Annotated in this window: 9 protein-coding genes; 5 read left to right on the top strand and 4 right to left on the bottom strand. The window is 72.6% G+C overall.

Features of this window, described 5'->3' with window-relative positions; genetic code table 11:
• Positions 1-680 (top strand): hypothetical protein (locus D3105_RS28620; RefSeq protein ID WP_118905861.1); only part of this gene is annotated, 680 nt, incomplete at its 5' end.
• Positions 681-726: 46 nt separating this feature from the next.
• Here D3105_RS28620 and D3105_RS28615 read toward each other — a convergent pair.
• A complete protein-coding gene (locus D3105_RS28615; RefSeq protein ID WP_118905863.1) occupies positions 727-1,542 on the bottom strand; it encodes a GntR family transcriptional regulator in 816 nt (271 codons plus the stop codon).
• Positions 1,543-1,688: 146 nt separating this feature from the next.
• Here D3105_RS28615 and D3105_RS28610 point away from each other — a divergent pair, with 146 nt between their 5' ends.
• Both D3105_RS28610 and D3105_RS28605 read left to right on the top strand, forming a co-directional pair.
• On the top strand, positions 1,689-2,537 hold the full coding sequence (locus D3105_RS28610) for a (2Fe-2S)-binding protein (protein WP_118905860.1): 849 nt from the start codon (positions 1,689-1,691) through the stop codon (positions 2,535-2,537).
• Between the two features lie 192 nt (positions 2,538-2,729).
• Complete coding sequence (locus tag D3105_RS28605) at positions 2,730-3,824, top strand: DUF2637 domain-containing protein (protein WP_097945965.1); 1,095 nt, start codon at positions 2,730-2,732, stop codon at positions 3,822-3,824.
• Between the two features lie 24 nt (positions 3,825-3,848).
• Here the strand turns inward: D3105_RS28605 and D3105_RS28600 are convergent, their stop codons facing one another.
• On the bottom strand, positions 3,849-4,313 hold the full coding sequence (locus D3105_RS28600) for an ATP-binding protein (RefSeq protein WP_412080892.1): 465 nt from the start codon (positions 4,311-4,313) through the stop codon (positions 3,849-3,851).
• 257 nt (positions 4,314-4,570) lie between these two features.
• Here D3105_RS28600 and D3105_RS28595 point away from each other — a divergent pair, with 257 nt between their 5' ends.
• Both D3105_RS28595 and D3105_RS28590 read left to right on the top strand, forming a co-directional pair.
• Positions 4,571-5,008, top strand: a complete 438-nt coding sequence (locus D3105_RS28595) for a ribonuclease domain-containing protein (RefSeq protein ID WP_118905858.1) — start codon at positions 4,571-4,573, stop codon at positions 5,006-5,008.
• Between the two features lie 89 nt (positions 5,009-5,097).
• On the top strand, positions 5,098-8,211 hold the full coding sequence (locus D3105_RS28590; protein WP_118905857.1) for an alpha-mannosidase: 3,114 nt from the start codon (positions 5,098-5,100) through the stop codon (positions 8,209-8,211).
• 12 nt (positions 8,212-8,223) lie between these two features.
• On the opposite strand, the gene D3105_RS28585 is transcribed toward D3105_RS28590, so the two are convergent.
• Complete coding sequence (locus D3105_RS28585; protein ID WP_118905856.1) at positions 8,224-9,966, bottom strand: pyruvate dehydrogenase; 1,743 nt, start codon at positions 9,964-9,966, stop codon at positions 8,224-8,226.
• Positions 9,967-10,076: 110 nt separating this feature from the next.
• Positions 10,077-11,296: protein phosphatase 2C domain-containing protein (locus tag D3105_RS28580; protein ID WP_240647054.1), on the bottom strand; the 1,220-nt coding region annotated here is incomplete at its 5' end.

The following is an 11,296-nucleotide window of genomic DNA, read 5'->3' as shown; positions in this document are numbered from 1 at the left end:
AGGACGACGCGGGCACCGTTCCGGCCGCGGCGCTCCAGCGCACCGCGCTGCTGACCGAGCGGTGTCTCTACACCGGGCAGGGGTGGACCGAGGCCGAGGACGCCCTGCGCACGGCGGAGGCCATCGCCCGCAGCGACGACGAGCGGGGCGCCGCCGCCTCCGAACGCGGTCATCTGGCGTACGCCTCCACCCTCCTGGCGGTACGGGACCGGGCCGACGAGGCGAGCGTGGCGCTGAGCCGGTCGGCGGCCCTGCTGGCTCCCGCGTCACCCGCCCGGCCGCTGCTGGACTTCCGGCGCGGGCTGATCGCCCAGAACATCGCGGAGTCGCCGCAGGCGGCGCGCGCCGCCTTCCGCCGGGCGCACGCCGGTGCGGCGACCCTGGGCGACGAGCTGCTGCTGTCGTCCACCTGGCGGCACCTGGCCGCGCTCGCGCTGCGCGAGGGGGAGCTGGCCGAGGCCCGGCACGGCTTCGCGGAGTCGCTGCGGATCCGGGAGGAGCTGGGATTCCTGGTCGGCACGGCCCCGGCGCTGATCTCGCTGGCGGAGGCGGAGGACGAACCTGAGGCGGCCCGGCTGCGGGCCGAGGCCGGCCGGCTGTTCCGGCTCCTGGGCGGCGTGCCCACCTGGCTGGCCCCGTATCTGGGGCCCCCGGCCCAGCGCACCGCCGAGGCGAGCTGAGCGAGGCGGCGGGCTGACCGGTGGTGGGGCCGCGGGCCCCGCCCGGTCAGCCGTCGGCGCCGTTGAAGTGTTCGCGGACCAGGGCCTGGACGACGGTGAGATCCTGGGCGATCAGGGCGTCGAGCAGGGCGGTGTGCTCGGCGGCGTCGGCCAGCAGCTCGGCCCGGCGGGTGGCGGGGCCCGCGACCAGGGGCCACTGGGAGCGCCGGTGCAGTTCGTCGGCGATGGTCACGAGCTGCTCGTTGCCCGACAGGGTGAGAACCGCACGGTGGAAGGCCCGGTCCGATTCGGCGTAGGCGGCCCGGTCGCCCACGGCCGCCGCCGCGACCGTGGCCTCCGCCAGCGGGCGCAGGACGCTCCAACGGTGCGCCGGGACCGTACGGGCCAGGCTCAGCATCACCGGGACCTCGATCAGCGCCCGCACCTCGGCCAGCTCGGCCAGCTCGCGGGGGCCGCGTTCGGTGACCCGGAAACCGCGGTTCGGCACGACTTCGACGGCGCCCTCGACGGCCAGCCGCTGCATGGCCTCGCGCACCGGGGTGGCGGAGACCCCGAAGCGGGCGCCGAGCGCGGGGGCGGAGTAGACCTGGCCGGGGACCAGCTCCCCGTCGACCAGGGCGGCGCGCAGGGCGTCCAGGATCTGGCCCCGGACGGAGTGACGCTGCACGGTACGGGGCGCGGGGGGCTCACTGTGGGTGTGCTCGCCCCGGGCCTCTTGCCCGCCCTGCCGACCACGGGCCTGCTCCGGCACCCGGTCCTGCGACGGCCGGCCCTCCGGCACGGGGGCGTTCCCCGGGGCGCAGGGGAACGCTCCGGGGGCGCACGCCGGACGTGCGCCCTCGCGCGCGCTGCCCTGCTCCACCCGGACCTCCTCCATCTGCCGCGGGCCGGCTCGCGTGCGCCGGACCTCCTGTGCACGATAGAAGACCGAGGCTGCAGTTCAAACATCGATGGCGTCGGGTAAGGTAAGCCTTACCTGAAACTGATCCCGATTCGGTGGTCCCCTGCATGACCCTCTCCCCGCCGTTCACCGGTGCCGCGACGTCCCCCGTGACCGCCGCGTACATCCGCCTGACCGAGGTGTTCCCCGGTCTGCGGGCCGACGTGCTCGACGGCGACGCCGTCGCCCCGTCCGGCGCGGGCTGGGTCGGTGCGGCGGAGCTGGCGGCCGGCGGAGCCGCCGTGGACACCTTCCTGGCCTGGGACAACGCCCAGGTGCTGCGCGACTACGGCCAGCAGGCCCGCCCGGACGTGGTGGCGAGCTTCGGTCTGCACCGGTACGCCTGGCCCGCCTGCCTGCTGGTGACCGTGCCGTGGTTCCTGCAGCGCCGGGTGCCCCGGATCCCGGTCGAGGACGTGGCCTTCCAGCGGGCGCTGGGCCACCTGACCGTGCGGGTGGGGGAGTTCGCCTGTCTGCCGGACGATCCGGCGGCCACGCTGCCGGGGGCCCGGGTCGTCCCGGACGAGGCGGCGCTGCGGGCCGAGGTCCTGGCCTCGCTGACCGAGCACCTCGGCCCGGTCCTGGAGGGCTTCGGTCCGCGCATGCGGCGCGGGAAGCGGGCCCTGTGGGGGATGGCGACGGACGAGATCGTCGAGGGCCTCTGGTACGTGGCGCATCTGATGGGCGAGGAGCGCCGCGCGATGGCCGAGCTGGAGCTGCTCCTCCCCGGCACGACGAAGCCGTACGTCGGCACCGCGGGCTTCCGCGAGCTGACCGGGCCCGACGGGCAGTCGCTGCCGACCCGCGACCGGGCGAGCTGCTGCCTCTTCTACACCCTGCGCCCCGAGGACACCTGCGTGACCTGCCCGCGTACCTGCGACGCCGATCGGGTGCGGAAACTCGCCGCAGCTTCCTGATCCACACCGCCCGTCCGAGGGACGTGGAATCGAACGCAACTCGGCTCGACCGAGCGGGAGTTCGAGAAGATTCCACCCATCGATAGCCTCTCCTTCCCCCATGGCGTGCTCTTGTCCCGAAACCACCGGAGCGGGACGGGAATTCCGTCACGATGGCGCACGAAACGCCCTACGTGACGCAAGGGACCGCGCATGAGACTGACCGACATATCGCTTGACTGGCTGCTTCCGGGCGCCGTACTGCTCGTGGGGGTCATGGCGGCGGTGACGGTGGTCGCACGCGGTAAGCGTGCCAAGGCCGCGGCCGACGACTCCTGGGAACGCAGCGAGGAACGGCGCAGACGCAAGGAAGCGCTGTACGCCACCGCCAGTTACGTCCTGCTGTTCTGCTGCGCGGCGGTCGCCGCCGCGCTCTCCTTCCACGGGCTCGTCGGCTTCGGCCGACAGAACCTGAACCTCAGCGGCGGCTGGGAGTACCTGGTCCCGTTCGGACTGGACGGGGCCGCGATGTTCTGTTCCGTGCTGGCCGTACGGGAGGCGAGCCACGGAGACGCGGCGCTCGGCTCCCGGCTGCTGGTGTGGACCTTCGCCGGGGCCGCCGCCTGGTTCAACTGGGTGCACGCCCCCCGGGGCATGGACCACGCGGGCGCTCCGCACTTCTTCGCGGGGATGTCCCTCTCGGCCGCGGTGCTCTTCGACCGCGCGCTGAAGCAGACCCGCCGTGCGGCGCTGCGCGAACAGGGCCTGGTGCCCCGTCCGTTGCCGCAGATCCGCATCGTCCGCTGGCTGCGGGCCCCCCGGGAGACCTTCGGTGCCTGGTCGCTGATGCTCCTGGAGGGCGTCCGCACCCTGGACGAGGCGGTGGACGAGGTGCGGGAGGACCGGAAGGAGCAGGAGCAGGACCGGCTGCGCCGCAGGGACCAGGCCAAGCTGGACCGGGCCCGTATCAAGGCCCTGAACCGGCAGAACCGGGTCTGGGGACGCGGCCGGAGCGGGCAACAGGTCGATGTGCCCGCCCTCGCCCCGGCCTCGGGAGGCGCGGCGCCGGCCGTCGCGGAGCCTGCCATAGCAGAGCCGGGGCAGCTGCCTCTGCGACCCCGGCCATCCCTGCAAGCCGTCGGCCCGAAGCAGACGGCCGACGGTTCGAGCCCGAAGAGCCTGGACGCACCGAACCAGGGAAGTGATCCGCGGACCGTCGACCTCACCGCCGAGGACGACACCCAGACGCTCCCCCGGCTCGACTCGCTGGAACAGAAACTGAAGGATCTGGAACAGCAGTTCGGCTGATCCGCCCGCGCGGCGGAGGGCCTCTCAGGGCCTTCCGCCGTGCAGCTCGAACCAGACGGTCTTGCCCAGGGCCTGTGCCTCCACGCCCCAGGCGTCGGCCAGGCTCCGGACCAGGATCAGGCCCCTGCCGTGCGTACCGTCGTCGGCGTTCGGTACGTACGGCGCGGGCAGGTCCTCGGACGCGAAGTCCTGTACCTCCACCCGCAGTCGGGCGGTTGTCGCCGTGGCGGTGACCATGGCCCCGTGCCGGGTGTGGATGAGCGCGTTGGTCACCAGCTCGCTCACCAGCAGCTCCGCCGCGTCGGTCTGCTCCTGACCGGAGCGGTCCCGGAGGAACTCCCGCAGCTCCCGGCGGACCTCCCCCACCGCCGACCGTTCGGCGTGCCCCACTCTTCGGCGCATCCGGGCCGGCTGCGGTGCCTCACCCGGTCTCCGGCCCCGGGGGCCGCGCCCCTCGACGACCGTGGTCCTCTTCTGACGCTTCGCCATTTCCCCCGCCCGCACAGTGAACCGGCCTCCTTCGATCCGGCTGCCCGTCGAACAGCCTCACGGGATGCATGCCCCTGTACGCACACGGTCACGCTTGCGGACTCATCAATAAGTGAACGGTCGGGAGCGGCGAGGGGCGCACGGAACATCCCACCCGCGCACGCCATCACCACATAGGCGCAGCTCCGGTTAACGTCCGGCGAATACAACCGAGTTGGCGTTGACGACCCAACTTCTACGCGCGTCATCATGATGGCATGCGCATCCCCCCACGCATCACCCGGCTAGGCGGCTCGGCCGCCCTCCTGTCCCTTCTCCTCGCCTCGGGCCCGGTAACGGCCCAGGCCGCCACCCCGGCGACGACGACCTCCACCACCGCCTACTCCGCGACCGCGTTCCGGGCGGCGGCGGTGGGCAGCATCTGCTACTCCGCCCTGCCGTCCCAGGCGCACGACACCCTGGATCTGATCGAGCAGGGCGGGCCGTTCCCGTACGAGCAGGACGGCACCGTCTTCCAGAACCGCGAGGGACTGCTGCCCGACCAGTCCACCGGCTACTACCACGAGTACACCGTCATCACGCCCGGTTCCGACGACCGGGGCGCGCGCCGGATCGTCACCGGCGAGCGGAACGAGGAGGACTACTACACCGCCGACCACTACGCCTCCTTCGACCTGGTCGACCACGACTGCTGAACCCCGCTTCCGAGGGGTGTTCCGCACGCTCCGGGGGAAGGGAACCTGAGCCGTCCCGCCAGGACCCCACACCTTCCCGAGGAGCTGTGATGCACGACGACCGCACCCTGGTGGAGGGCCGCCTGGAGAGGGCCCTCCACCAGTTCCTGCGCCCGGCCCAGTACGCCGCCCGCACCCCGCTCGCCGTGTCCGTGTGGCACGTTCCGGGCGAGCCGGTGCCGGTGGCGGAGGCCCTCGGGGCGGAGTTCGCACCGTTCACGGCCGGTACGGAGTGGGGGAAGCCCTGGTCCACCAGCTGGTTCCGGCTGCGGGGAGCGGTGCCCGAGGAGTGGGCGGGGCGCCGGGTGGAGGTGGTCGTCGACCCGGGGTTCACGGGCCAGGGTCCGGGGTTCCAGGCGGAGGGGATGCTGTACGACCATCTGGGCGTCCCCCTGAAGGGTGTTCATCCCCGCAACCGGCATCTGACGCTCGCGCACCCGGCGGCGGGCGGGGAGCCGGTCGATCTGCTGCTGGAGGCGGCCGCCAATCCGGCGATCCTGGAGCACGGGTTCGCCCCGACCCCGCTCGGCGACGTGGCTACGTCCGGCGACCGCCCCCTGTACCGCTTCGCCTCCGCAGATCTCGCGGTCCTCGACGAGGAGGTCTGGCATCTGGTCCTGGACATCGAGGTGCTGTCGGAGCTGATGCACGAGCTGCCCGTCGACCGGTCGCGGCGGCACGAGATCCTGCGGGCGCTGGAGTCGATGCTCGACACGCTGGACCTGCACGACGTCTCCGGCACGGCGGCGGCGGGCCGTGCGGCACTGGCCGGGGTGCTGGCGCGGCCCGCCTCCGCGAGCGCGCACCGGATCTCGGCGGCCGGGCACGCGCACATCGACTCGGCGTGGCTGTGGCCGCTGCGCGAGACCGTCCGCAAGGCGTCCCGTACGTTCGCCAACGTCACCGCCCTCGCACGGGACTACCCGGAGCTGGTCTTCGCCTGTTCGCAGGCCCAGCAGTACGCCTGGGTGAAGAAGCACCAGCCGCATATCTGGGAGCGGATCAAGGAGGCGGTGGCGGCGGGGCAGTGGGCGCCGGTGGGCTCGATGTGGGTGGAGTCGGACGCCAACATGCCGGGCGGCGAGGCGCTGGCCCGCCAACTCGCGCACGGCAAGCGGTTCTTCGCGGAGGAGCTGGGCGTCGAGACCGAGGAGATCTGGCTGCCGGACTCCTTCGGCTGCACCGCCGCCTTCCCCCAACTGGCGAAGCTGGCGGGGGTGAAGTGGTTCCTCACCCAGAAGCTCTCCTGGAACCAGCACAACAGGATGCCGCACCACACCTTCTGGTGGGAGGGCATCGACGGCACCCGGGTCTTCACGCACTTCCCGCCGGTCGACACCTACAACGCCCAGCTCCATGCCCGCGAACTGGCGCACGCGGAGAGGAACTTCGCAGACAAGGGCCGGGCGACGCGTTCGCTGGTGCCGTTCGGCTGGGGCGACGGCGGGGGCGGCCCGACCCGCGAGATGCTGGAGCGGGCCCGCCGGCTGCGGGATCTGGAGGGCTCGCCCCGGGTGACGGTCGAGACGCCCTCGGCATTCTTCGCGACGGCCGAGGAGGAGTACGGGGAGCGGGCGCCCGTCTGGTCGGGCGAGCTGTATCTGGAGTTGCACCGGGCGACGTACACCACGCAGGCGAAGACCAAGCAAGGCAACCGGTGCAGCGAACACCTGCTGCGCGAGGCCGAGTTGTGGGCGACGGCGGCCGCACTGCGCTCCCCCGCCTACCGCTATCCGTACGAGCGCCTGGACCGGGTGTGGAAGACGGTGCTGCTGCACCAGTTCCACGACATCCTGCCCGGCTCGTCGATCGCCTGGGTGCACCGCGAGGCCCGGGACACCTACGAGGAGGTCCGCGCCGAGCTGGCGGACCTGGTCGCCGAAGCGGTGACCTCGCTGGGCGCGGCCGAGGGCCTGGTGGCGCTCAACTCATCGCCGTACGACCGTGTCCAGGTGATCGAGCTGGACGCGGAGGCGGCCGGGGTCCTGCCGTCCGGGGCGCACGTCCAGGAGCTCGGCGAGGGCCGGGTCGTGGTGCCGGCGCGGAGCCCGGGGCTCGGGGCGGGCCCGCTGGGCGGGGCGGCGGTCCCGGAGCACCCGGTGACGGCGCAAGCCTCGGACGCAGGTGGCATCGTCCTGGACAACGGGTTGGTGCGGGTCGTGGTGGACGGCGACGGGCTGGTCTCCTCGGTCCGCGATCTGGTCGCCGGGCGTGAGGTGCTGATCCCGGGCGCCCGGGCCAACCTCCTCCAGCTGCATCCGGACCACCCCAACCACTGGGACGCGTGGGACATCGACCGGCACTACCGGAACACCCGCACCGACCTCACCGACGCCGACTCCGTGACCCTGGTGGAGGAGGGGCCGTTGCGGGCGGCCGTGCGGGTGGTGCGTTCGTTCGGGAAGTCGGCCGTCGTGCAGGAGGTGCGGCTCGCGGCGGGGGCCCGGCAGCTCGACATCGAGACCGAGGTGGACTGGCAGGAGTCGGAGAAGGTCCTCAAGGCGGCCTTCCCGCTCGACGTCCATGCCGAACGCTCCACCGCCGAGATCCAGTTCGGTCATGTCCACCGGGCCACCCACGACAACACGTCCTGGGACGCGGCCCGTTTCGAGATCTGCGCCCACCGTTGGCTGCGGGTCGCCGAGCCGGGCTACGGGGTCGCGCTGCTCAACGACTCGACGTACGGCCACGATGTGACCCGCACCCCGCACCCGGGCGGCCTCGGCACCACGGTCCGGCTCACGCTGCTGCGCGCCCCGCACAGCCCGGACCCGCACACCGATCTGGGCGTCCACCGTTTCCGCTACGCGCTCGCGCCCGGCGCGGAGGTGACGGACGCCGTACGGGAGGGCCTGGCGCTGAACCTCCCGCTGCGGGCGGCGGAGGCCCCGGTGGTGCCCGCGCTGGTGTCGACGGGCCATCCGGCGGTGACGGTCGAGTCGGTCAAGCTCGCCGAGGACCGGAGCGGGGACGTGATCGTACGGCTCTACGAGTCGGCGGGCGGCCGGGCGCGGACCCGGCTGAAGGTGGCGTTCCCGGTCACGGAGGCCCGGATCACCGATCTGCTGGAGCGGCCGCTGCACCCGGCGGAGACCGACGAGGACGGCACGGTCCTCGGCCTGCGGCCGTTCCAGATCCTGACGGTGCGCCTGACGCCCGCCTGAAGCGGACACGCCCTAGGGGCGGGGCACGTTGCGGAGGTTGGAGCGGGCCATCTGGAGCATCCGGCCCACTCCGCCGTCCAGCACGATCTTGCTGGCGGAAAGCGCGAAGCCGGTGACCATCTCGGCGCTGATCTTCGGCGGGATGGAAAGTGCGTTCGGGTCGGTGACGACGTCGACGAGCGCGGGCCCCTTGTGCTTGAACGCGTCCTTGAGCGCGGACTGCAACTGCTTGGGCTTCTCCACGCGGACGCCGTAGGCGCCGGACGCACGGGCGATGGCGGCGTAGTCGGTGTTCGCGTTGGTCGTCCCGTACGACGGCAGGCCCGCCACCAGCATCTCCAACTCGACCATGCCCAGGGAGGAGTTGTTGAACAGGACGACCTTCACCGGCAGGTCGTACTGGACCAGGGTGAGGAAGTCGCCCATCAGCATGGAGAATCCGCCGTCACCGGCCATCGCGACGACCTGCCGGTCCAGGTCGGTGAACTGGGCGCCGATCGCCTGCGGCAGGGCGTTGGCCATGGAACCGTGGCTGAACGAACCGATCACCCGTCGTTTGCCGTTGGGCGTCAGATAGCGGGCGGCCCACACGTTGTTCATCCCGGTGTCGACGGTGAACACGGCGTCCTCGTCGGCCATGTCGTCCAGGACGGAGGCGACGTACTCGGGGTGGATCGGGACGTGTTTCTCGACCTTGCGGGTGTAGGCCTTGACCACGCCCTCCAGCGCGTTGGCGTGCTTCTTCAGCATCCGGTCGAGGAACTTGCGGTCGGACTTTGGCTTCACCCGGGGGGTGAGACAGCGCAGGGTCTCACGCACATCGCCCCAGACCGCGAGGTCGAGCTTGGAGCGGCGGCCGAGGTGTTCGGGGCGCACATCGACCTGGACGATCTTCACGTCGTCCGGGAGGAAGGCGTTGTAGGGGAAGTCGGTGCCGAGCAGGATGAGGAGGTCGCACTCGTGGGTCGCCTCGTACGCGGCGCCGTAGCCGAGCAGCCCGCTCATCCCGACGTCGTACGGATTGTCGTACTGGATCCATTCCTTGCCGCGCAGCGCGTGCCCGACCGGGGACTTGATCTTCTCGGCGAACTCCATGACCTCGGCGTGCGCCCCGGCCGTACCGCTGCCGCAGAACAGCGTCACCCGTTTGGCCTCGTCCACCATCCGGCAGAGCTTGTCGATCTCGTCGTCGCCGGGCCGGACGCTGGGCCGTTCGGTGACGAGGGCGTGCTCGATGGACTTCTCGGGGGCGGGCTTGGAGGCGACGTCGCCCGGCATCGTGACGACGCTGACGCCGCCGCGCCCGATGGCGTGCTGGATCGCCGTCTGGAGCAGCCTCGGCATCTGCTCCGGGTGGGAGATCATCTCGTTGTAGTGGCTGCACTCCTGGAACAGCAGCTCGGGGTGGGTCTCCTGGAAGTAGCCCAGGCCGATCTCGCTGGAGGGGATGTGCGAGGCGAGGGCCAGCACGGGGGCCATGGAGCGGTGCGCGTCGTACAGGCCGTTGATCAGGTGCAGATTGCCGGGCCCGCAGGAGCCCGCGCAGGCCGCGAGCGAGCCGGTGACCTGCGCTTCGGCTCCGGCGGCGAAGGCGGCGGTCTCCTCGTGCCGGACGTGGATCCAGTCGATGGACGGGTTACGCCGGATGGCGTCCACGACGGGGTTCAGGCTGTCGCCGACGACGCCGTACATACGTTTGACGCCCGCCCTGGCGAGGATGTCGACGAACTGCTCCGCCACGTTCTGCTTGGCCATGGGTGCGCGCCCTTCCTTGCCCGTGCTCCGTGCACTTCGGTTGTCCGGACTCCGGAGCCCGAAACGCCGTTCGCCGGACTCCGGAATCCATCAACCCACGGGGCGCGCGGTTACGCCTCCCAGACGGCGGCGCAGGTGCGGTCGTCGGCGTACCCCTTGATCCGGAGCTGGGTGTCGGCGAGGAAGGCGGGCAGTCCGGGCGGTCCCGCGCTCCAGCGCTCGGCGAGCTCGCCGGGGAGCGCCGGCTCGCCGCGCATGGGCTCGGCGAGTCCGTTGCTGCACAGCATCAGCGTGTCGCCGGGGCGGGCCACGGAAGCCCGGAACCGGAAGGGCTGAGCGGGGGGCTGCGGGGGTCCCTCGACGTTCGGGGACGCCGCCCCGGTGATCTGGAGGTCCATGGTCAGCCGGTCCCCGTCCGGTCCCGCCTCCGGCTCGTCGCCGGGCCGCGCGGCCGGGCCGCCCTCCGGGATGAAGGGCTCCAGGTCCTGCCAGAGCCCGTCGCGGAGCCGGAAGAGGCCGCCGCTGCCGACGCCGAAGAAGACCCGGGTGCGGCAGTCGGGGTCGGCGGACAGCAGGAGGCAGCGGAGGCTCGCGGAGTACGCGTCGGGTTCGACGCCCAGTTCGGCGGCGCGGGCGCGGAGCTTGCCGTACGTACGGTCGGTGAGCCGGTGCAGCCCCGACTTCAGGTCGCCCCGGCGCCCCGCTCTTATGTCCTCGGACAGCCGGAGGTGGCTGCGGGCGACGGCCCCGCCGATCCAGCGGCAGGCGTCGGCCGCGGCGAGGTGCGCCGCCTCGCCGTCCCGCCTGCCGCCCGCGACGGCGACGAGGACGAGGGCGCTCTCGGCGGCCCCGAAGCGGGCGGTGAGCAGCCCGTCGCGCCGGGGTTCGCCGCGGAACCGGGCGGAGTCGCCGCGCACGGAGGCGGTGCGCAGGGTGTACGTCCCGTAGCGCGCGCCGTCCGACACGGTGTCGGGGACGAGACCTTCGAGATTCTCCGAGGTGGCGGAGGGCAGGGCGGCGGGTTCGGCGTCATAGGTGGGCGGCCGGTCCCCCAGATGCCCGACGGCGGGCCGCACGTCGGCGACGACCGTGGGATCCGCCGGGAGTTCGTGCAGCGCGCTGGGGTCGGGGGCGAGACCGGCTTCGGGGAGCCCATCGCCCTCGGGCGCGGCCGGCTTCCGCGGCGCGGCGAAGGTCCGGGGCCCCGCCTGCCCGTCGGGCGCTTCCCAGGGCGCGGGGAAGGTGCTGGTGCGTGGCGGAGTGGGTGGAGGCGGCGGAGGTGGGGGCGCCACGCGGGGGTCCGGCACGAGGCCGGGGGGCGGGGCGGGGG

Origin of the sequence: Streptomyces globisporus (genome assembly GCF_003501885.1) — a bacterium.
In the GTDB taxonomy this organism is placed as follows: Bacteria; Actinomycetota; Actinomycetes; order Streptomycetales; family Streptomycetaceae; genus Streptomyces; species Streptomyces globisporus_D.
Note: the sequence above shows the minus strand (reverse complement) of the source record. Positions and strands in the feature narration are given on the sequence as shown.